Annotated in this window: 20 protein-coding genes and 1 pseudogene; 15 read left to right on the forward strand and 6 right to left on the reverse strand. The window is 47.4% G+C overall.

All coding sequences use genetic code 11. The annotated features are described in order from the left end of the window. Positions 1 to 185: 185 nt before the first annotated feature. From apbC to TSUB_RS05360, 3 genes are all read left to right on the forward strand, one after another. Complete coding sequence (apbC, locus tag TSUB_RS05350; RefSeq protein WP_087021241.1) at positions 186 to 1,232, forward strand: iron-sulfur cluster carrier protein ApbC; 1,047 nt, start codon at positions 186 to 188, stop codon at positions 1,230 to 1,232. Positions 1,233 to 1,346: 114 nt separating this feature from the next. Then, positions 1,347 to 1,991 (forward strand): uridine kinase, encoded by a 645-nt coding sequence (udk, locus tag TSUB_RS05355; protein WP_087021244.1) that lies wholly within the window; start codon positions 1,347 to 1,349, stop codon positions 1,989 to 1,991. Between the two features lie 471 nt (positions 1,992 to 2,462). After that, positions 2,463 to 4,598: an AsmA family protein gene (locus tag TSUB_RS05360; protein WP_087021247.1), complete on the forward strand. Its 2,136-nt coding sequence runs from the start codon at positions 2,463 to 2,465 to the stop codon at positions 4,596 to 4,598. Between the two features lie 38 nt (positions 4,599 to 4,636). On the opposite strand, the gene TSUB_RS05365 is transcribed toward TSUB_RS05360, so the two are convergent. Next, positions 4,637 to 5,086, reverse strand: coding sequence for a CBS domain-containing protein (locus TSUB_RS05365; RefSeq protein ID WP_087021250.1), 450 nt, complete (start codon positions 5,084 to 5,086; stop codon positions 4,637 to 4,639). 294 nt (positions 5,087 to 5,380) lie between these two features. Here TSUB_RS05365 and TSUB_RS05370 point away from each other — a divergent pair, with 294 nt between their 5' ends. After that, positions 5,381 to 6,706, forward strand: a complete 1,326-nt coding sequence (locus tag TSUB_RS05370) for an anaerobic C4-dicarboxylate transporter (protein ID WP_087021253.1) — start codon at positions 5,381 to 5,383, stop codon at positions 6,704 to 6,706. Between the two features lie 110 nt (positions 6,707 to 6,816). Here TSUB_RS05370 and TSUB_RS05375 read toward each other — a convergent pair whose 3' ends face one another. Further along, the gene (locus tag TSUB_RS05375; protein ID WP_087021256.1) at positions 6,817 to 7,254 is read right to left on the reverse strand and encodes a phosphate-starvation-inducible PsiE family protein; all 438 of its coding nucleotides are present in this window, start codon (positions 7,252 to 7,254) and stop codon (positions 6,817 to 6,819) included. 16 nt (positions 7,255 to 7,270) lie between these two features. Beyond that, positions 7,271 to 7,864 carry a cob(I)yrinic acid a,c-diamide adenosyltransferase gene (gene cobO / locus TSUB_RS05380; protein WP_087021259.1) on the reverse strand — a complete coding sequence of 198 codons (594 nt, stop codon included), beginning with the start codon at positions 7,862 to 7,864 and terminating at the stop codon, positions 7,271 to 7,273. A gap of 82 nt (positions 7,865 to 7,946) precedes the next feature. Here cobO and TSUB_RS05385 point away from each other — a divergent pair, with 82 nt between their 5' ends. Continuing rightward, positions 7,947 to 8,396, forward strand: a complete 450-nt coding sequence (locus TSUB_RS05385; protein ID WP_087021262.1) for a low molecular weight protein-tyrosine-phosphatase — start codon at positions 7,947 to 7,949, stop codon at positions 8,394 to 8,396. A 169-nt stretch (positions 8,397 to 8,565) separates the two neighbouring features. Here TSUB_RS05385 and TSUB_RS05390 read toward each other — a convergent pair. Then, a pseudogene (locus TSUB_RS05390) lies at positions 8,566 to 10,000 on the reverse strand (IS1182 family transposase). Positions 10,001 to 10,118: 118 nt separating this feature from the next. Beyond that, positions 10,119 to 13,103: a ribonuclease E gene (gene rne, locus TSUB_RS05395; protein WP_087018144.1), complete on the reverse strand. Its 2,985-nt coding sequence runs from the start codon at positions 13,101 to 13,103 to the stop codon at positions 10,119 to 10,121. Between the two features lie 417 nt (positions 13,104 to 13,520). On the opposite strand from rne, the gene rluC reads away from it, so the two are divergent. Next, positions 13,521 to 14,468, forward strand: a complete 948-nt coding sequence (rluC, locus tag TSUB_RS05400) for a 23S rRNA pseudouridine(955/2504/2580) synthase RluC (RefSeq protein ID WP_087018147.1) — start codon at positions 13,521 to 13,523, stop codon at positions 14,466 to 14,468. A gap of 68 nt (positions 14,469 to 14,536) precedes the next feature. Here rluC and TSUB_RS05405 read toward each other — a convergent pair whose 3' ends face one another. Beyond that, positions 14,537 to 15,124, reverse strand: a complete 588-nt coding sequence (locus tag TSUB_RS05405; RefSeq protein WP_087018174.1) for a Maf family protein — start codon at positions 15,122 to 15,124, stop codon at positions 14,537 to 14,539. A 255-nt stretch (positions 15,125 to 15,379) separates the two neighbouring features. On the opposite strand from TSUB_RS05405, the gene yceD reads away from it, so the two are divergent. From yceD to pabC, 9 genes are all read left to right on the forward strand, one after another. Then, positions 15,380 to 15,910: a 23S rRNA accumulation protein YceD gene (gene yceD / locus TSUB_RS05410; protein WP_087018149.1), complete on the forward strand. Its 531-nt coding sequence runs from the start codon at positions 15,380 to 15,382 to the stop codon at positions 15,908 to 15,910. 5 nt (positions 15,911 to 15,915) lie between these two features. Then, positions 15,916 to 16,086, forward strand: a complete 171-nt coding sequence (gene rpmF / locus TSUB_RS05415; RefSeq protein ID WP_087018151.1) for a 50S ribosomal protein L32 — start codon at positions 15,916 to 15,918, stop codon at positions 16,084 to 16,086. A 9-nt stretch (positions 16,087 to 16,095) separates the two neighbouring features. Continuing rightward, complete coding sequence (gene plsX, locus TSUB_RS05420) at positions 16,096 to 17,121, forward strand: phosphate acyltransferase PlsX (protein WP_087018153.1); 1,026 nt, start codon at positions 16,096 to 16,098, stop codon at positions 17,119 to 17,121. A gap of 5 nt (positions 17,122 to 17,126) precedes the next feature. After that, positions 17,127 to 18,086 (forward strand): beta-ketoacyl-ACP synthase III, encoded by a 960-nt coding sequence (locus TSUB_RS05425; RefSeq protein ID WP_087018155.1) that lies wholly within the window; start codon positions 17,127 to 17,129, stop codon positions 18,084 to 18,086. 13 nt (positions 18,087 to 18,099) lie between these two features. Continuing rightward, positions 18,100 to 19,023, forward strand: coding sequence for an ACP S-malonyltransferase (gene fabD / locus TSUB_RS05430; protein WP_087018157.1), 924 nt, complete (start codon positions 18,100 to 18,102; stop codon positions 19,021 to 19,023). A 16-nt stretch (positions 19,024 to 19,039) separates the two neighbouring features. Then, a complete protein-coding gene (fabG, locus tag TSUB_RS05435) occupies positions 19,040 to 19,774 on the forward strand; it encodes a 3-oxoacyl-ACP reductase FabG (protein ID WP_087018159.1) in 735 nt (244 codons plus the stop codon). A 158-nt stretch (positions 19,775 to 19,932) separates the two neighbouring features. After that, positions 19,933 to 20,169 (forward strand): acyl carrier protein, encoded by a 237-nt coding sequence (gene acpP, locus TSUB_RS05440; RefSeq protein ID WP_002541727.1) that lies wholly within the window; start codon positions 19,933 to 19,935, stop codon positions 20,167 to 20,169. Positions 20,170 to 20,252: 83 nt separating this feature from the next. Next, positions 20,253 to 21,491, forward strand: coding sequence for a beta-ketoacyl-ACP synthase II (fabF, locus tag TSUB_RS05445; RefSeq protein WP_087018161.1), 1,239 nt, complete (start codon positions 20,253 to 20,255; stop codon positions 21,489 to 21,491). A gap of 60 nt (positions 21,492 to 21,551) precedes the next feature. Further along, entirely contained in the window at positions 21,552 to 22,373 is an 822-nt protein-coding gene (gene pabC / locus TSUB_RS05450; protein ID WP_087018163.1) for an aminodeoxychorismate lyase, read from the forward strand. Positions 22,374 to 22,392: the final 19 nt, after the last annotated feature.

The following is a 22,392-nucleotide window of genomic DNA, read 5'->3' on the forward strand; positions in this document are numbered from 1 at the left end:
TCGTTAGGGTGAGATATTAGCCCAGCAACCGTCTAGGGTCTAGGATGCCAGTACGAATACCATGGATTAAACGACCAAAAATTACAGTAAGATATAAATAAGACCGTAAGCTGAGTCTATTTTGGTCGATTGACCACGGCTTGCAGAAAATATTGACTAGATTTGCAGTAAATGGGATAGCAGCGATGAAGTTTGAAAATGCCGCATACGCCAAGCGTTGGCTCTCTACTTTTCAACATGCACTTTTGCCAGATGGCTGGGCGAATGAGCGGATTAACGTGCAAGTCGATGAAGACAGTGTGAATGTCTCTTTGCCGTTCGTATCAGGGGATATAGTGGCGCAGTTGAAAGCTTGGGCGATAGATCAAGGTGTCTCACTGAATACCTCTGTGGTCGTCGCGCCGCTGCAAACGTCACAACCTCGCCATGTCAAAGGCGTGCGGAATATCATCGCCGTGAGTTCAGGGAAAGGTGGCGTCGGGAAATCGACAACGGCTGTGAACTTAGCCTTGGCGTTGCAAGCCCAAGGGGCGAAAGTCGGCGTGTTGGATGCGGATATTTACGGCCCTTCTATTCCATTGATGCTAGGCCAGCTTGAGGCAAGACCGGAAACACGCGATGGCAAAATGATGCAACCTGTGATGGCGCACGGTCTGGCGACTAACTCGATCGGCTATTTAATTGATGATGCCGATGCAGCAGTCTGGCGCGGTCCAATGGCATCCAAGGCGTTAATGCAATTGTTGAATGAAACCGAATGGCCTGATGTGGATTATCTTGTCGTGGATTTACCTCCGGGGACAGGGGATATTCAACTAACGCTGGCTCAACAGATCCCCGTCACAGGTGCCATTGTTGTCACGACGCCACAAGACCTCGCGCTGGCTGATGTGCGCAAGGGGGTAGCGATGTTTGATAAAGTGAATGTACCCGTGTTGGGCATTATTGAGAATATGAGCTTTCATGTTTGTCAAAAATGTGGTCACGAAGAGGCTATCTTTGGAGAAGGGGGCGCAGCCGCATTGGCTACAGAGCACGGTTTGAAGTTGCTCGCAGATATGCCTTTAGATCGCCGAATCCGCGCAGACATTGATGCGGGTAGCCCATCTGTTGTGGCACAACCGGCGTCTGATTTAGCAGACAAGTATTGTCAACTTGCTCAACAGGTATCGGCCTTGCTTTTCTGGCAAGGAAAAAATGTGCCGCAGCAGATTAGTGTGAAAGAGGTATAAAAAGCGGCAAATAGCGCTGAAAGTCAGATTTTTTCTGGTATCAGTACGATGAACTGCCTATAATCTGGCGGTTATTTTCCACCTTGCCAGTAGTCTTTACAGGTGTTTTTTACTATGTCTGAACAGTCACACCAATGTGTCATTATCGGTATTGCAGGGGCGTCTGCGTCCGGTAAAAGCTTGATCGCCAATACTATCTACAACGAACTTCGCGCTAAAGTTGGCGACCATCAGATCGGTGTGATCACCGAAGATTGTTACTATCGCGACCAGAGCCATCTGAGCATGGATGAGCGAGCGATGACAAACTATGATCATCCGAATGCTTTGGATCACGATTTATTGTGTGAACACCTTGAAGCTCTGACTGCGGGCAATGAAGTTGCGGTGCCTCAGTATAGCTATTCTGAGCATACTCGTACGACAGATACCACGCCAATGACACCTAAGAAAGTGATCATTCTTGAAGGTATCTTGTTACTCACAGATCCTCGCCTGCGAGACATCATGCATGCTAGCGTATTCATGGACACGCCTTTGGATATCTGTCTATTGCGCCGCGTGCAACGTGATGTCGCAGAGCGTGGCCGTACGATGGATTCAGTGCTTGAACAGTATCAAAAAACGGTACGCCCAATGTTCATGCAGTTTATCGAGCCATCAAAACAGTATGCGGATATCATCGTCCCACGCGGTGGTAAAAACCGCATCGCCGTGGACGTGTTAAAAGCGCACATCGGCAAATTGCTAAAGGCGTAACGCACACTGCTTGAGTATGAAAGGTCGGTTTTCCGGCCTTTTTTTATGGTTTTACTCAAGCCACTTCAAGGTGCTTGTTCAGCGAGAGTGTCTAGGTTGGCTATCGAGGCACTGTTTTGAAGATCTCTTGGACTCAATCAAAAGCAGTAACAAAGGTGGCGAGCCTAGAAAGCTCGCCCTTCGGGAAGCAACTAGCGCCCCGATTTCTGCGTTAACTGTGTTCGAAAGGGGAAAGCCATTCCTTCACACCTTTGCCTTGAACTCAACACGCTAGTCAGCTTCTGACTCCTGCATTTTGAGGTCGTTTGAGTATACGATGCCTGCGTTGCGTAACTTTGCTTACAGAATGTGGACGCTATAGTGTGTTAATCTCTCACCATTCATCTAGAAAATTCTTTTTAAATCAATCTTGAGTAATTGAATTACCTCACTCATGATCATTACTCTAAGTTTACAGCTAGCGAGGATGCGATGAAAAAGCTGTTTATAGTGTTAGGAGGCATCGTAGCAACACTGATTGTTGCGATTGTCGCTCTTGTTCTCTTGGTTAATCCGAATCAATTTAAACCGCTGATTGTGGAAAAAGTGGCGGAATCGACAGGCCAAACCCTCGTGATTGAAGGGGATCTTGCATGGCAGTTTTGGCCTAATTTGGGGCTGAGTTTAGGTAAAACCGCGCTAAGAAATCCTGAAGGGTTTACAGAGACTGATCTGTTGAGTTTCGAACAAGCCTCGTTATCGGTGGAAGTGGCACCGCTTTTCTCAAAACACCTCTCTGTCGGTGAGCTCTTGCTTGATGCCCCTCATGTACATCTCGAGACATTGAAGAGTGGGGTCACTAACCTTGATAGCTTTAAGTCACATACGACTCAACAAGCTGCAGCGGATGCCGAGCCAACGGCTACAGAGGCGCCTTCAGAGGCGGCAAAGCAAGGGAACGATTGGATTATTTCGCTGAAAGGCATTCAAATTCGTGATGCTGAGATTTTGAAGGTTGATCATCAAGCGGGATCACGCTTAGAAGTGAAACCAGCAAACTTTACCTTGGCTGCCTTTGTACCGGGCGAATGGACTGCCTTCACCTTTGATTTAAACGTGAAGGCGGATGAGGCTCAGGCTTCGGTGAAAGGACAAGCGTCATTGTGGCTCTCTGAGAGTTTGGATGACTATGCGATGCGAGAACTTTCGGTAGAGGCAAATGCGACATCGGGTGAAACGGTATTGAATCAACTGACATTAACAGTCGATGAGTTTGCGTTTGATAAGCCGGGTAATGTGACGTTAACAACTGACCTTAAGGCATCTGATGTCGCGCTGACCGCAGATCTTAAAACGGGTTTTACGGTGACTCGGGATTTAACCAGCGTCGTGTTGACTGACATGGTGGGTAACTACACCGCGAGTGGAGAGAGCTTACCTCGCAAAGCGCTAAAAGGTGCGCTAAAAGGTGACGTGAATATTGAACCTGAAAAGTCCGTGATTGCTCTGCGCGATATGGCGTTGTCTGTGAATGAAGTCGACCTTAATGGGGCCTTGACTTTGAACTACCAACAAGCGTTGGCGATTCGCTTTGATCTACATAGCCCAGACATTGATGTTGATGCTTGGCTACCTCAATCAGACGTTGCGCCTTCGGAGAAAGGGGCGGGGGAAAGTGGTGAGCCTTCGTCTGCGAAGGAGTCATCACAAGGCTTAAGTAAACAAGAGCCAGATTTATCTGCGCTAGCAGGCCACAATATTGCGGGAACGATCGCGGTTGATAAGTTTAAAGCAGCCAACGCCGTGATGACAAAGGTGAAGCTTGCGTTGGATCTGAAGCAGAGTCAGCTGACGATATCATCGCTAAAAGCCCAGCTTTACAAAGGGGCAATTGACGCTTCGATTAAACTCGACGCGCGCAAAACCCCGGCACGCTTTGAGGTGAAGCAATCATTGACTGATGTTCACATTCAGCCGTTGCTGGTGGATGTTGCCGAAAACGATACCCTTTCTGGGCGCGGTAATGTGCGTGTCAATGTAAAGGGGATCGGGTTAAGTGAGTACGCATTACGCAAGAATATTGCTGGCACAATCGCGCTCTCGCTTTCTGATGGCGCAGTGAAAGGCTTTAATGTCGCTGAGATGATACGTGAGGCACGTGCGACGCTTAAAGGTGAGGGGTCAAACTATGTAGAGGAAGTGCGTCAAACGGATTTCTCTGCGATGTCAGCGACGCTGTCGCTCTCTAAAGGGGTCATGAGTAATCAAGACCTTAGCTTGGCTTCTCCTCTGTTGCGTGTAAAAGGTAAAGGGCAAACTCACTTAATTGATGAAAGCATTGATTATGAACTTGACGTCGCTGTGGTCGAGTCAAGTAAAGGTCAAGGTGGGAAAGGGATTGATGAGCTTAAAGATATCATTATCCCGGTATCGCTCGGGGGGACATGGAGTCAGCCATCGTACAAGTTGGATGTTGAAGCGTTACTGAAGCAGAACTTGAATCAGCAGTTAGAAGATAAGGCGCAAAGAGAGATAGAGCGCGGCATCAATAAGCTACTGGGTGACAGTGCAGATAAAGAGGAAGTCAAGGATGCAGCAGATAAATTACTAAGAGGCTTATTTAACTAAGCCTCCTAGTTAGCTTGCATCACTTAAGGCAGTAAGCGTTAGCGCTTGCTGCTTTTTTTTGCCGATTTTTGTGCTTCTAAGGTATCGCGGAACGCGGCTAATAAGTCGACTGCTGAAAGCATGCCGACGAGATCTTCGTTCTTGTCTAACACCGGGGCCGCGGTGATTTTGTTATCGAGCAGAATGCCCACTGCTTTGGTCAAGGTGTCATAGGTATTGAGGTGGATGACATCCGTACACATAACATCACTGACCGCTAAGTCGTCACTGACATGGTAATCGTGAGCGATATCAGGGCTCTCATCGGCCCAATTTGGCCGACGCAACTCGCGATCACTAATAAAACCAATCAAACTCTTTTCTTCATCAATGACGGGTAGATGGCGAATGGCTTCGTCACGCATTAAGAAATAGGCCTGTCTAACACCGATATCGGGTTTTACTGAAATTACTTTTGCCGTCATGTACTCAGAGACTTTTGCTGGCATTCATTCACTCCATGTATTGATTGTGTTAACGCTCAGCATACCGAAAGCGGAAAACAAAAAGTGAGAGTTGCTTTGGTGTTTTACAACTGTGTTCGGCAAATCTTCTTGTTGTTTGAAAAAGGTTTTTATTGTGTTCTTTATCTGTAAAGACGAGACCGCAAAGAGTAAATCGCCATCACACTGTTAATGGGGTGCCTAAAAAGTCGTGCTACTGTTTGATATTTATCAAAAGTTTGTGGGTGTTTTGTGTGAGTATCAAGGCAGTTTAAAACGTTTCGATTAAGGAGAGTAAACGTGCTCTACATGCAGTTCTTGTTCCTACTCGCCATTCTCTACACCGGTAGTCGATTTGGTGGTATTGGTCTTGGTGTTGTGTCCGGTATCGGTTTGTTGATTGAGGTGTTCGTATTCAGAATGCCGCCTTCTTCACCGCCTGTTACGGTCATGTTGATAATTTTAGCGGTGGTAACCTGTGCGTCGATACTAGAGGCTGCAGGTGGCTTGAAATACATGTTGCAAGTGACAGAGCGTGTATTACGTCGCAATCCAAAGCAGATAACCTTCCTTGGCCCAATCGCTACGTGGTTGATGACGGTCATGCTCGGTACTGGTCATGCTGTTTACTCTGTGATGCCAATCATTGGTGATGTTGCGCTAAAAAATGGTATTCGTCCTGAGCGCCCGATGGCCGCTGCGTCGATTGCATCGCAAATGGGGATCACCGCGAGCCCAATCTCAGCGGCTGTGGTCTATTATCTCGCCCAAATGGCGGATTTGAACGCAAATATCACCCTGCTAACTATTCTCTCTGTCACTATGACGTCAACTTTCTTAGGGGTTATCTTAGTTTCACTGTACAGCTTGCGTCGTGGTAAAGAGTTAGATCAAGATCCAGAATATCAAGCGCGCCTGCAAGACCCTAACTGGGCAGAGAAGATTAAGAATACGACCGCTTCCACATTGGGAGAGACGTTACCGAACTCAGCGCGTCATGCTGTCTATCTTTTCTTAGCCGCCCTTGTAACGATTGTGTTCATTGCTATGGTGCCAGCAGTACGCACCATTGAAGGTAGCGCGGTATCAATGTCGAACGTCATTCAAATGATGATGTTGGGCTTTGGTGGTTTGATTTTGCTAGTGACGCGCACCAACGTACAAAAGGTCCCGAATGGCGTTGTGTTTAAATCGGGTATGGTGGCTGCGATAGCGATCTACGGTATTGCGTGGATGAGTGATACCTATTTCCAGTTTGCGATGCCTGCGTTTGAATCCGGTATTATGGGGATGGTACAAAACTACCCTTGGACGTTTGCCCTTGCTCTGTTTGTGGTATCTGTTGTGGTCAATAGTCAGGGCGCTACAGCGGTCATGATGCTACCTGTCGGTATTGCGATGGGGCTAGAACCTTACCTATTGGTTGCATTGATGCCAGCGACCTATGGTTATTTCTTCATTCCTAACTACCCATCAGATATCGCCACCACCAACTTTGATGTTTCTGGTACGACTAAGATTGGTAAATACTACTTCAACCACTCCTTTATGATGCCGGGGCTCATTGGCGTGATCTCCGCATGTGTGATTGGTATGGTGATTTCTAAAGCGATTATTGGCGTGTAATGACTTGAGTTGAGTCTTGAAATTAAACGCCCTCGCATTTAACGAGGGCGTTTTCTATTTCATCGTTGCCCCAATTTCGGGGGCAATCACTTTCATTGCCTGAGCGCGTATTACTCGACTTTACTTTTCTGCTTGTCCAGTATCACATCATCTTCGTATGGCCAGTAGTGATGGCCAATCCGAACAATCAATGTTGCAGCCGCTAAGATAAATGCAGCGAAAGAAAGCCACACAATATAAGGCCCATCCAACTCTTTCATGCCCAAGGTGATGTAGCGTGCAATGGCCATTATTGCGATATATATCGGATAGCGAACGGGGATTTTCCCAATAGCAACAAACTGATGTACCATCGCTAACACTTCGAGATAGATAAACATCAATAGGATATCCGTGAGTTGAATATCACGTAAGATGATGATGTTGGTGATTTCTGTTGTCATTGCAACTAGGGTTGCAATCGTGATGGCGATGCAAATGATCGCTTCTAACAGATAGAAGATACGTAAAAACGGTTTTTTTAAGATCTTCGGAAACTCTGAAGGCATAGTTCTCTCTTTTAAGTTACCAATCCACACCTCTACGCGCTTTTATTCCGCTATCAAAGGCATGCTTGACGTTTCTGACTTCTGAAACAGTATCGGCCATCTCAATTAAGCTGCGATGAGCTGCGCGGCCAGTGATCACGACCGTCTGTTCAGCTGGGCGATTTTGTATGGCTTCAATCACTTCGTCAAGCGGAAGATAGTCGTAGGCAATCATGTAAGTCATCTCATCAAGAAGCACAACATCATAGCGGTCATCTGCCAGCATTTTCTTGGCTTCTTTCCAAACGGCAATAGCCGCGACGGTGTCAGCCGTTTTATCTTGTGTATCCCAAGTAAACCCCGTCGCCATGACATGAAAATCGACATCATGCTGTTCGAGTAAGTCTCGCTCTCCACACGCCCAGGTTCCCTTAATGAACTGAGCGACGCCACACTTTTGGTCATGGCCGACGGCACGCGCAATGGTCCCAAAGCCTGATGTTGATTTACCTTTGCCGTTGCCGGTAATGACAATCACGATTCCCCGTTCTTGTTGAGCATCTTCTACGCGAGCATCGACCTTTTCTTTCAGTTTTTGCTGTCTCTCTTGATGGCGGCTGTTGTCACTCATGGTTATCCTTTCTGACTTTAAGTATTGTTGTTTACATTGAGTATAATGATTTCAACATAAGCAGGGAGAGAGGGAAAGCTGAATGCAGATTTTGGTTGTGTGTATGGGGAATATTTGTCGTTCGCCAACCGCCGAAGCAGTCCTAAGAAAGGCGTTTAAAACGGCTGGTAGAGAAGATATCGTTATCGATTCAGCGGGAACGGATGCGTATCATGTCGGTGAACAGCCCGATCGCCGCAGTCGAGAAGCGGGTGAGCGTCGTGGTTATGATTTTGACGGTATCCGCGCTCGCCAAATAGCCGAGCGAGATTATGCAGAGTTTGATTTGATACTTGCGGCAGACAAACAAAATTACCGCCGCCTTGTTCAGCAATGTCCGGATCACTATCGGCATAAAGTAAAACTGATGCTCAGTTATAGCCAAGGTAGCGAAGAAGAAGTGCCTGATCCTTATTACGGTGGTGATCAGGGGTTCGAGCTAGTGCTGGATTTGATAGAAGAAGCTGCTGAAGGGTTGTTAAACACGATTTAAATGATTAAGCACGCTTTGAATGATTGAGAAGTCATAACAACGAAAGACGAGGCATAGCCGAAATAAAAGAAGCCCCGCGTTTGCGGGGCTCAGATTGATGACGAACCCCGCTTTTTAAGCGGGGTTCTTTTTTGGAAGCGACCGTAGGTCGCGATCGCGATATTTTTTGCTATGTCGTGCGCAGAAGTTTCCGTTCATTACATAGGCATACAGAAGCAAGTATTTGCCTCATTTCTGCCATGTTTAAGCCTATTTTTCGGAGATAGTTCATCACCAGCGCTATCTTCTTGATGTTTTGGGCTGCCGCTGCCAACCAACATTGCATTTGCACATTGGCTAGACCGCGGAAGCGAGCATAACGATGACCGTGATGTTGCTTAGCGTCTGCAAAGCTACGTTCTACTGTTTCACTTCGACGTCTATAAGTCTTCTTGCCGTAGGAAGAGAGCCGCATTTGGTTTGCCCTCTCTACTGCGTCACTATAGATATGCCGTGTAATCACTTTCTTCATATTTCTGCTTTGAGTACAGTCATCCCTCATTGGACAGAACGCACATTCTTTGGGGGCTGAGTGGTATTCTCGATACGCATCGCGTGAGGTAGTTTTATAAAGCAACTCCTGACCATTCGGACATTGGTAGCTGTCTCTTTGCGCATCGTAAGTAAAGTGCTTCTTTTGAACGTATTTTTCGTTCTAGATGGACGTCGATAACCGAACACGCCAAGAATAGCTCGACGTTCAAGTGACTCCGCCACTGGAGCAGTAAAGTAGCCCGCATCCAGTCCAACAGCTATCGGGTTCAATTGGAATGTGGCAAGCGTGTAATCTAAGCGTTGAACGTAAGGCTGTGAGTCATTGATGTTACCCGCGGTGGTGTAGGTATCGAGAATAATTCCGTGTTGACCATCAACGGTTCGATGGTCGAGATAAAAGAAGCCTTGAGGCTTATTATCACGAGTCATGAAGCCACTCTCTGGGTCAGTGGTGCTGGTTTTAGTATTCTTTGTTTTTGGCTCTGACTCCCGAGCCTTAAGTGGCTTCTTACCTGCTTTTTCTCGGTCTAAAGCGACGTCTTCATCCAGCATATCAAGATAGGTACTGGCACGAACCGCCGTGACTTTATTGGTGTGTTTATTCTTGTTGGCGTTCGCTTTGAGATGAGTACTGTCCGTAAAGAGCTCTTGACCCGCGACCAAGCCTTTCGACATGGCTTGCTCTACGATATTGATAAAAATACGTTCGAATACATCCGTGCCATTAAAGCGACGAATGCGGTTCTGGCTGAGAGTAGAAGCGTGAATGACTTTCTCTGTTAATGACATCCGCAAGAACCAACGGTAAGCGACATTCACTTCAATCTCTTTGACGAGCTGACGCTCACTTTTATGCCAAAGATGTAGCCAAGTAAGATGATTTTGAAGAGGCGGACAGGGTCAACAGGTGGGCGTCCATTATCTTTACAGTAAAGATGAGCGACTTCATCTCGAATGAATTCGAAGTCGATAGCATTATCGATTTTACGCACTAAATGGTTTTTAGGAACTAACTGTTCCATCGTCACCATTTCCAGTTCGTATTGTTGCGGAGTAGGCTCTTGAAGCATAACGGAGTGTCCATATTTCGATACCCCTATTAGATCAAAGGTCTAGCTCGAAAGCTAGACCTTTGTCAGCAGTCTGAGCCCCGCGTTTGCGGGGCTTTGTTTTATCTAAACCAATCAGTTAGTCCATGGTTTTTGCCATTGGCGCTGTCGCGTGGCTTGTTGCCACTTGACTGCCGGCTTGACGGTATTGCTCCGTTGGTTCTCGGAACAAGGCCGCTGGCACGTCAATCTCGACGTCGCTAGTTGCTGGCCCTGGCGCTTTTGCCATAGGTGCAAAAGCGTGCCCACGAGCAACAACTATCGGCTCTGCGGATTCTGTTACCGGTTCGGCAGTATCTGCAGTAGGCGCGACAGGTGCCTCTTCGATCGGTGCAGGAGTAACGGATTGCTCCGATGTTTCCGGCTGCTGTACAGGTTCAACGTTTGGCGTTTCAACGACCGGAGTCTCAACGACAGGGGCTTCTACTGCGGGTTGCGGTGCGACCGCTTGCGCAACCACCTGTTGTTCAACAACGGGGGTGTCTACTACCTCTTCAACGATAGGTTGAGCAGCGACGGCGTTACCTGTATATGGCAGAACAATTTTACCCATTGCCATTTCAGGACGCGCAACACCAGATACTAGGATCGTTGGCTTCTTGTTACGCTGCTTGCGTCTGCTCGGTTTCGCTTCTTCTTGCGCTCGAGCCGCACGGAACTCGGCACTCGGCCATGCTTTGCCCATGGCCATTTCTGGAGAAGCGACACCGCTGCTTAGCGTCGGGTAAGCAGGTTTTGCTTTACGATCATCGCGATCGCGGTAACGACGGCGGCGTTGACCACTTGAGCGTAGGTGACGAGGCGTTCGACGGTTACGGCGTTGTTGTTTCTCCGCTTTTTCTTCTGTCGCCTCAGGCGCTTTATTTGGCACTTGCTCAGCTTTGGCTTCTTGCGCTAACTGCTTGCCTTGTTGTTCTAGATCTGCATTTTTCGGTGTCTCTTGCTTATTAGGCTGTTCCACACGAATCTGCTTGTCTAGCTTGCGGCGTTGGCGACGTTGTTTGGCCTTCTCCGCTTTTTTCTCTTGTTGCGGCGCTTCGTTTTGCTCTACTGGCTGACGCTGCTGCTTAGGCTTGGCTGATTTCTCAGGGCGGCCTTGGCGCTTATCATTCCCCGTTTCTGCCGCTTGCTTCTGCTTATTGCGATCGTTACGGCGTCGGTTGTTTTGCTGACGCTGCTCTTTCGCTTCTTCACTGCGTTCTTCGCGACGATCTTGACCACGGTCGTTACGATTGTTGCGGTTACGATTATTGCGGTTGCGGTTATCTCGTTGACGCTTGCGTGGTTGGTTGCCTTTGCGCTCAGCTGGTTTTTCTTCCGGCTCTTTCTTTTCTTCAGGCGAAGCGAAGATGCCAGCAAGGGCTTTAAAGAGGCGAGAGAAGAAGCTTGGCTTTTCTTCAGTCGGCTTGGCTTCCTGCTTAGGTGCTGGTGCCGGTTTAGAGACAGGGGCAGGCTCTTTTGGTGCACTAAAGCCTTGTAAAACTGGCTCTTCACGCTTCTTCACTGGTACATCGGATTGCGCTTCAGCTTGTTCTGCTTCGCGTAGCTCTTCCAATTGCTTAGGAATATGATACGACAGGGTATCTTGCTCTTCTCCACCACGAATACGCAATACGTCAAAGTGCGGTGTTTCCATTCCAGCACTTGGGATAATAACAACTTTAACGTTGTGGTATTTCTCAATGTGCTGTACTGAACGTCGTTTTTCGTTCAATAAGTAAGACGCAATGGCGACAGGCACGACGGCAAGTACTTGCGACGTGTTGTCTTTCAATGCCTCTTCTTCGATTAGGCGCAAAATAGACAGTGATAACGACTCGTTATCTCGAACAACACCTGTGCCCTTACAGCGAGGACAGACGTGATGACTGGCTTCTGCTAGCGACGGGCTTAGACGCTGACGCGACATTTCCAACAACCCAAAGCGAGAAATACGGCCAATTTGTACACGTGCGCGATCCATACGTACCGCTTCACGTAGGCGATTTTCTACTTCACGTTGGTGACGTACCGGTGTCATATCGATAAAGTCGATAACAACAAGGCCACCTAGGTCACGAAGACGAAGTTGTCGAGCGATTTCATCAGCAGCTTCCAAGTTAGTCTGCAACGCTGTCTCTTCAATATCACCCCCTTTTGTTGCTCGAGCGGAGTTGATATCAATAGAGGTCAGTGCTTCTGTTGGGTCAATAACGATTGAACCACCAGAAGGTAGACGAACTTCACGTTGGAAAGCGGATTCGATTTGCGATTCAATCTGGTAGTGACTGAATAGCGGTACTTCGCCTTCGTACGGTTTAACGCGATTGAGGAAATCAGGACGAACCAATTGGATGTGATCACGTGCGCGATCAAAAATTTTCGGGCTGTCGATCAAGATTTCGCCAATGTCACGGCGTAGGTAGTCTCGGATAGCACGTGCAATCACGTTACTTTCTTGATGGATTAGCAAAGGTGCAGGGTGGCTTTCAGCGACTTCTTTAACCGCGCTCCAGTGGTTCAGGAGTACGTTTAAGTCCCACTCTAGCTCTTCCGCTGACTTGCCGACACCCGCAGTTCGAACGATAAGTCCCATGCCTTGCGGCAATTCAAGGGTGCTTAACGCTGCTTTAAGTTGGGTGCGTTCATCGCCTTCGATACGGCGAGAGATACCGCCGGCACGAGGGTTGTTAGGCATGAGAACCAAGTAACTACCTGCCAATGAAATGAAGGTAGTGAGTGCGGCGCCTTTGTTGCCTCGCTCTTCTTTATCGACCTGAACAATGACTTCCTGACCTTCATGGAGCACCTCTTTGATATTGGGGCGACCTTGATAGCTATAGTTGTCAGGGAAGTACTCTTTGGCTATCTCTTTAAGAGGTAGGAAACCGTGCCTTTCGGCACCGTAATCAACAAAAGCAGCTTCTAAACTTGGTTCGATACGGGTGATTTTACCCTTATAGATGTTAGCTTTTTTCGACTCATGACCAGGGCTTTCGATATCTAGATCGTACAAGCGCTGACCGTCGACTAATGCGACGCGCAACTCTTCCTTCTGAGTTGCGTTAATCAACATTCTTTTCATTTTTTTATACTCATTTTAATTGTATTAACGAGTCGAATCCGTTTCTTCTCTCAATGTTGCCTGACCCCAAGTCTGATGTGATAGAGCCTCACGGCTGGAAATTCAGGGGTGCTCTAGGGCTATACTTCACTCGTTTAGTCGCAATGATTTTTGCAAGCGAGGAACACCGCGTCGGCGGTTGCATCTCTGACACCGATAAAAAAAACGCACTCATACTCGTTATTGTCTGCTAGTTTCGAGAATGTCTTACGCCAATTGCAGCATCTCTTTATCTAGCCCGTGTAAATAACAGTCGTTTCGGTGATATTTTGCTCACCAGATTGCTTAAATGGGCAATTTTTCCCATCCAATAAGGTATGATAGCAGGGAGATAAATTTGCGGCAATCCGCTTTGCGAGCATGTTAGACTGAAAAGCTATGAAAGATGATAAACCAAAAGTGCAATTCATCGAGATTGCTGACGATTTTGAAGGCCAGCGCATCGATAATTTCTTGCGAGCAAGGCTAAAAAACGTTCCTAAAAGTATGATTTATCGCGTTTTACGTAAAGGTGAAGTGCGAGTAAACAAAAAACGTATAAAACCCGAGTACAAACTGCAAGCCGGAGATCTGATCCGTATCCCACCTATTCGTGTTCCGGAACAAGAAAATGCCGCACCAGTGAGTACCAAACTAGATAAAGTGGCGGAGCTGGAAAACTGCATCATCTACGAAGATGAGCATATGCTAGTTTTGAATAAACCATCCGGAACCGCTGTACATGGTGGAAGTGGTCTTAAGTTTGGCGCTATTGAAGCGTTACGCGCATTACGGCCACAAGCGCGGTTTCTTGAGTTAGTCCACCGTATTGATAGAGACACTTCTGGCATTTTGTTGGTCGCCAAAAAGCGTTCTGCGTTGAGAATGTTACAAGCCCAGTTCAGGGAAAAGACAGTACAAAAGTACTATTTTGCTTTAGTGATGGGAGAGTGGAAACCGAGCTGTCGAAAAATTACTGCGCCGCTTTTAAAGAACGAAGTGAACAGTATCGTACGTGTGAATCCGAATGGTAAAGCGTCTGATACCCGATTTAAAGTGTTGGAAAAATACCCAAATGCTACGTTAGTACAAGCAAGCCCGGTGACAGGGCGAACGCATCAGATTCGCGTGCATTGTCAGTATGCAGGGCATCCAATTGCATGGGATGATCGTTACGGCGATCGTCGTTTTGATGCTTATACCGCTAAAGGTGGGTTATCACGTCTCTTCTTACATGCGGCCAATATTCGCTTTGTTCACCCGGCGACAAATGAGTCGATGGAATTAAATGCGGATATGGGCCCAGAGTTGGTGCGTGCGTTGGATTACTTGCGTAAACGCTCATAATGTGAGTCATTGTCAACAGAGCAAGCCGCAGCGAGTTCGTTGCGGCTTTTTGCGTTATGCGGGTTGAGCTATTGAAGTAAGGGATTGATACCAACTTCTATCAAGAGCTCGTTCAAGGCGATTAAAGGTAAACCAATCAAGGTATTTGGATCCCGTCCTTCCAATCGATGGAACAAGGCGATACCTAAACCTTCAGACTTAAAACTGCCCGCGCAGTGTAGTGGTGATTCTTTTTTAATATAGCGGCGGATCTCTTCTTCATCTAAGCCACGGAAGTGGACTTTAAACGGTTCAACCAGACTGTAGGTTTGCTCTGTCTTTGAATGGTAAAGGGCAAGGCCAGTGTAAAAGGTGATGGTATTGCCGCTCGCGCGTTTGAGTTGTGCGACAGCGCGATCTTCTGTTAATGGTTTGCCAGTGATTTCTCCATTAATAATACACACTTGATCTGAACCGATAATCCAGTGGTCTGGGTAGGTCGCGGCGCAGGCTTTGGCTTTGTCTATACTTAAGCGCTCAACAAGCTCAAGTGCGCCTTCATTGCAGAGCGGAGTTTCATCGCAATCAGGTGATAGGGTTTCAAAAGCTAAACCGAGCTTTTCGAGTAAACTTTTACGGAATGGTGAGCTTGAGGCTAGTATCAGTGGCGTGGACATTATGTTTTCATCGGTGATTTTCGTTTCGTGAAGTTTAACGTATAAGCGAATATTGCCAAAGTGGATCGCCAAGATCCTCGTTTGGATCCTCTCAAAGCGGCGGATCTATTGGTTTTATAACATCCGGCTAAGATAATAGAGACAGGGATGACAGTTTGCGGAAAATTATCCAAATTGTATCCACAGCTTGATTGGCTCAATTTTGTTCTATTTTTCTTTGACTCAGAGCGATTAGACAGATAAAATCCGCGCCCTATGCAAAAGGTAAAATTACCGCTAACGGTTGACCCCATCCGAGCTGCTCAGAAGCGATCTGATTACAATGGTTACATTGTGAGCGAATTGCTAGAGCGCTTAAATGAGTCCACCCAGAGCGTAAATAGTGATGTGGATGTCACGGTAAGTTTTGATGTTGATAGTCAAAAGCTGATTGTAGTGCACGGTAAAGCGTCCGTTACAGTCACTCTAGAGTGTCAGCGTTGCAACGAACCATTCAACCACCACTATGAAGTTGAATTCCATTTTAGTCCGATCCGTAACCCGGAGCAGGCAGATGAGTTACCTGAAGCTTATGAGCCGATAGAAATCGACGAAAATGGTGAGATCAACCTACTAGAGCTAATCGAAGATGAGCTCATAGTGGAGTTACCACAAGTTGCCATGCATGATGAAGCAGATTGTAAAGTCTCTTCTGATAACTTGGTTTTTGGAGAGATCCCATCTGCTGATGAGCGTCCGAATCCATTTGCCGTTTTAGAATCTTTAAAGCACAGTAACAAGGAGTAGGGTCAATGGCCGTACAAAAGAATAAAGTAACGCGTTCACGCCGTGGTATGCGTCGCTCACACGATGCGCTAACTACACAAGCGACTTCTGTAGATGCAACTAGCGGTGAAACTCACCTGCGTCACAACGTGACTGCAGACGGTTTCTACCGTGGCCGCAAGGTTATCAACAAGTAAGGTTGAGCCTTGATGCGTCTATCCGTTGCACTTGATGCAATGGGTGGGGACTTCGGTCCTCAAGTAACAGTGCCTGCCGCCGTGCAGGCATTGTTGCAAAACCCGGCGCTAAAAGTCATTTTAATCGGCGACCAAGCCGAGATCTCTTCTCAATTATCACTTCTTAATCAAGCTTCTCATCCACGTATTGAAATCGTTCACTGTGACCATGTGATCGCCAATGATACACAACCAGCAAAAGCACTTCGTCGCAGTATGGGCAGTTCTATGCGCGTCGCATTAGAGCTGGTCGCCAAAGGTGATGCGGATGCCTGCGTCAGCGCGGGTAATACCGGTGCATTGGTTGGTTTGTCTCGCTATTTACTGAAACTGCTGCCGGGTGTCGATAAGCCTGCATTAGTCTCCAAATTGCCAACCGTGTCAGGCGGTAGCAGCTGGTTACTGGATCTCGGAGCCAATGTTAACTGCGATGCCGACACCTTATTCCAGTTTGCGGTCATGGGAACGGTCCTAGCCGAGCAACACGATGTCGAGAAACCGACTGTGGCTTTGTTGAACATTGGTGAAGAAGACATCAAAGGCAACGACTTAGTTAAACAGTGTGCTGAGCTCTTAGTACATTCCCCTGATGTGAATTACATCGGCTATCTGGAAGGCGATCAAATCTATGCCTCATCTGCTGATGTGATTGTGTGCGATGGCTTCGTCGGCAATGTCTGTTTAAAGACGAGCGAAGGGGTTGCGCGCATGTTTATCAACAGTCTCAGAAAAGCGGCAGGCCCCGGTCTTTTCCGGCGATTGCTGGCTAAATGGCTATTTGCTGACCTAGTCACTGAGTTTAGACAGTTGAACCCCGACCAGTACAATGGCGCAAGTCTGTTAGGATTGCGCGGCATTGTTGTTAAAAGCCATGGTCGAGCAGATATTGCCGCTTTTGCAAATGCCATTAATGAAGCGGTTCACGAAGTACAACATCAGATCCCCAATAAGATCAGTGATCGTTTAGAAGCTGTCCTACTCGAGAGGCATTACTAGTCTTTATGTATAGCAAGATTCTAGGTACAGGTAGCTATCTGCCTGCGCAGGTTCGTAGCAATGCGGATCTTGAAAAAATGGTTGAAACGAGCGACGAGTGGATCGTAACTCGTACAGGTATTCGCGAGCGTCGCATTGCAACGGAAGAAGAAACCGTTGCTTATATGGGACATCAAGCCGCGCTCAACGCCATAGATATGGCAGGAATCTCTAAAGAAGAGATTGATTTAATCATTGTTGCGACAACCAGCGGCACACATGCTTTTCCATCTGCAGCCTGTCAAGTACAAGGTATGTTAGATATTCACGGTGCACCCGCGTTTGATATTGCGGCGGCCTGTTCAGGTTTTTGCTACGCCCTAAGTATTGCAGACCAATATGTTAAATCTGGGATGGCAAAAAATGCACTGGTGATCGGTTCCGACAAATTAGCGGCGACTTGTGATCCTCAAGATCGGTCTACGATCATTTTGTTTGGTGATGGCGCAGGCGCAGTCGTGATTGGTGCAAGTGAAGAGCCGGGTATTTTATCAACGCATATGCATGCGGACGGCCGATTTGGAGACTTGCTGAGTCTCGAATATCCAAAGCGAGAATATACACCTGTTGAAAGTGAAGCTTGGCTCCATATGGCCGGCAACGAAGTCTTTAAAGTTGCCGTTACTCAGCTAGCAAATGTGGTGACGGAAACGCTTGAAGCGAATGGCTTGGAGAAAGCCGCGTTAGACTGGCTTGTACCGCATCAAGCGAATTATCGAATTATTAATGCGACTGCGCGTAAATTGTCGATGTCGATGGATCAAGTTGTGATGAACTTAGATCGCTACGGCAATACGTCAGCGGCAACTGTGCCGACCGCCCTAGACGAAGCAGTACGTGATGGCCGAATTCAACGTGGTCAACTGCTGTTACTGGAAGCGTTTGGTGGTGGCTTTACCTGGGCCTCTGCCCTGGTGAAATTCTAAAGAAGGAAGAGATATGTCTAAGTTTGCAATTGTTTTTCCGGGTCAAGGCTCACAAGCTGTGGGCATGTTGGCTGAGTTAGCAGAGAAATACTCAGTCGTGACAGAGACGTTCGCTGAAGCGTCAGAAGTGCTAGGTTATGACCTTTGGGCACTTGTTCAAAATGGCCCAGTGGAAGACTTAAATCAGACGTTCCGCACTCAACCAGCTTTGTTGTCGGCATCGGTGGCAATTTGGCGTGTGTGGCAGCAAGAAGGTGGTCAGCAACCTGCTGTGTTGGCTGGACATAGTCTTGGTGAGTACTCAGCGCTCGTGTGTGCGGGTGTTATCGCATTTAAAGATGCGGTCAAGCTGGTAGAACTACGTGGTCAACTGATGCAAGAAGCGGTACCAGCAGGTGTTGGTGCAATGTCTGCGATTATCGGTCTAGACAATGACGCTATCGCAAAAGCTTGTGAAGAGGCAGCGCAAGGTGAAGTGGTTTCGCCAGTTAACTTTAACTCTCCGGGCCAAGTTGTGATTGCGGGTAACAAAGCGGCAGTAGAGCGTGCGGGCGCACTATGTAAAGAAGCAGGTGCTAAACGTGCATTGCCATTACCGGTATCAGTGCCTTCACACTGTGAACTGATGAAGCCAGCTGCAGATAAGCTTGCTGACGCGTTAGCGGCGTTGACTTTCTCAGCGCCAGAAATCCCAGTGATTAACAACGCAGATGTTGCGACAGAAACCACACCTGAAGCGATTAAAGCGGCTTTAGTTAAGCAGCTATATAGCCCTGTGCGTTGGACGGAATCCGTCGAGCGTATGGCGGAAGAGGGTGTAGAGAAACTATTAGAAGTGGGTCCAGGTAAAGTTCTGACGGGCCTAACAAAACGAATTAATAAGGCGCTAGGTGGTTCTGCGGTAAATGACGTAACCAGCCTAGAATCTGCGAAGTAATCTACAGGGGATAGGAATGAGCCTTGAAGGAAAAGTTGCACTAGTAACAGGTGCAAGTCGTGGTATTGGTCGTGCAATTGCTGAGCTGCTTGTGGAGCGTGGCGCGACAGTAGTAGGTACAGCGACAAGTGAAAACGGTGCTGCAGCAATCAGTGAGTACTTAGGTGATAATGGCACCGGCTTGGCACTTAACGTGACGTCGCCAGAATCGATCGAGGAAACGCTGAAAACCATCAAAGCACAGTTTGGCGAGATTGATATTCTTGTAAACAATGCAGGTATCACCCGTGATAATCTGCTGATGCGTATGAAAGATGACGAGTGGCAAGACATCATCGATACTAACCTGACATCGATTTTCCGCCTGTCAAAAGCAGTACTTCGTCCTATGATGAAAAAGCGTCACGGTCGTATCATTAGTATCGGCTCTGTCGTTGGTGCGATGGGTAACGGTGGTCAAACTAACTATGCAGCAGCAAAAGCTGGCCTAGTTGGTTTCACTAAATCAATGGCGCGTGAAGTGGCTTCGCGCGGCATCACAGTTAACGCAGTTGCCCCTGGTTTTATTGAAACTGATATGACTAAAGCGTTGTCAGAAGACCAGCGTGCTGCAATGTCTGCAAACATTCCAGCGGACCGTTTTGGTGATCCGCGTGAAATTGCGGCAGCGGTTGCGTTTTTGGCGTCAAATGACGCTGGATACATCACTGGCGAGACATTGCACGTCAATGGCGGCATGTACATGATTTAACCAAAATGTTGCAATAACGCTTGAGTTTGGTCAAACTTGTCGTGTTTTTACCCTAAATCGTGGTTTGACCAGCATGAAGGGTGTTGCAACTTTTATAGTATTGAATAAACTACTCGAAACATCGCAGTTAGCGAATTCTTTTAAGGAAATAGAATAGTATGAGCAACATCGAAGAACGCGTAAAAAAAATCATCGTTGAACAACTAGGCGTAGACGAAGCGGAAGTGAAGAACGAAGCATCTTTCGTTGATGATCTAGGCGCTGACTCACTAGATACAGTTGAACTAGTAATGGCTCTTGAGGAAGAATTCGACACTGAGATTCCTGACGAAGAAGCTGAAAAAATTACAACAGTTCAAGCTGCTATCGACTACGTTGTAAGCGCTTCTGAGTAATTTAGAACACCTCCAGGCGGTCACCATGACCGCCTGATTTCTTATTAACATCACATCTTTTTTCTATCCCGGAGTAATAAATCGTGTCTAAGCGTCGTGTCGTAGTTACTGGCATGGGTATGCTGTCGCCGGTCGGCAACTCAGTAGAGTCTTCTTGGAAGGCATTATTGGCAGGTACAAGTGGTATCAGCACTATCGAACATTTTGATGCAAGCAGCTTTGCGACTCGCTTTGCAGGTATGGTCAACGACTTTAACTGTGAAGAATACATGTCAAAGAAAGATGCCCGAAAGATGGACTTGTTCATCCAATACGGTGTCGCAGCAGGTATTCAAGCGCTAAAAGACTCGGGTATCGAAGTGACTGAAGAGAATGCACCACGTGTAGGTGTTGCGATTGGTTCAGGCATTGGCGGTCTTGGATTGATTGAATCGAACCATCAAGCGCTGCTTGAAAAAGGTCCGCGTAAAATCAGCCCATTCTTTGTTCCTTCTACTATCGTGAATATGATTGCTGGTCACCTGTCTATCATGCACGGTCTACGAGGTCCAAATATCGCGATTTCTACAGCCTGTACGACAGGTCTGCACAACATTGGTCATGCGGCTCGTATGATTGCGTATGGTGATGCAGATGTCATGCTAGCTGGTGGTGCTGAAAAAGCATCTACGCCTCTAGGTATGGGTGGTTTTGCAGCAGCAAAAGCGCTATCTACACGTAACGATGATCCTCAAGGTGCTTCGCGTCCGTGGGATAAAGATCGTGATGGTTTCGTACTTGGTGATGGTGCCGGTATGATGGTTCTTGAAGATTACGAGCACGCTAAAGCGCGTGGTGCGAAAATCTACTGTGAACTTGTTGGTTTCGGCATGAGTGGTGACGCTTATCACATGACTTCGCCGAGCGTTGATGGTTCGGGTGGTGCATTAGCGATGGAAGCCGCTATTCGCGATGCAGGTATTGATGCTGAAAAAGTGGGCTATGTGAATGCTCACGGTACATCGACACCCGCCGGCGACGTTGCTGAAACCTTGGGTATTCGTCGTGCACTAGGTGCAGCGGCGGATAATGTGATGGTCTCATCAACCAAGTCGATGACGGGTCACTTGCTGGGTGCTGCGGGCTCAGTTGAAGCCATCATTACTGCAATGACGTTAGTTGATCAGGCGGTCCCACCAACGATCAACCTAGATAACCCTGATGAGGGTTGTGATTTAGATTATGTGCCAGGCGAAGCTCGCCAAGCGAATCTTGAGTACGCACTTTGTAACTCATTTGGATTCGGTGGTACAAATGGCTCACTGCTATTTAAGAAAATCTAAATTAAATTTGCTATTATCGACGGCCTGATTGTTATCAGGCCGTTTTTTTATGGGTGAAAAATGCCAACGCAAATTCGAATAGGCCAGGAAGCCACGATATCGATAACAGACCGCGGTTTTCAGTATGGGGATGGTTGTTTTTCAACGATTGCAGTGAAGTTTGGTAAAGTGTGTCATTGGACAGAGCACTTGCGTCGATTTGAAGACTCTTTGCAGCGACTGGCGATTAAAACCCCTGATTGGAACGAAATTTCGGCAGTGCTCACGGCGCTAGCAAGAGACTTTGCTAACGAAGGTGTGATTAAAGTCGTGATTACCCGCGGGCAAGGGGGAAGAGGTTATGCGACCTATCATCAAGATCACGACTTTGAGCCAAATGTGGTGATAACGTCAGCGCCTATGCCCTCAAATTACGAGAAACTACGTCGTAGTGGAATTCAACTAGGTATTTGCCAACAACCTTTGGGTGTGAGCCCCATGTTGGCCGGTATGAAGCACCTAAATCGTTTGGAGCAGGTAGTAATTCGTCGCGAAATTGATGCCAACGGTTGGCAAGATGCACTTGTTACGAATACTGACGGCCATGTGATTGAAACTGGCCTAGCGAATCTTTTTTGGGAAAAAAGTGAGCAGCTTTTCACACCAAATGTGGGGCGCAGCGGTGTCGCTGGTGTGATGCGCGATGTCGTGATCGCCAAGGCAAACGAACAAGGTGTGTCGGTGTCGATAGTTGACACTTCAATATCGAGCTTGCTTGAAGAGGCGGAATCCTTGTTCATATGCAATAGCCTCATGGGCGCTGTGCCAGTAACCGCGATTGAAAACAGAGTTTATCCAAAAGGAGCTCTCTATTGCCGTATTGCACCACAGTTATTTCAGTGAATTCAATAATAGGGAAGAA

This window comes from Thaumasiovibrio subtropicus (assembly GCF_019703835.1).
Classification (GTDB): Bacteria; Pseudomonadota; Gammaproteobacteria; order Enterobacterales; family Vibrionaceae; genus Thaumasiovibrio; species Thaumasiovibrio subtropicus.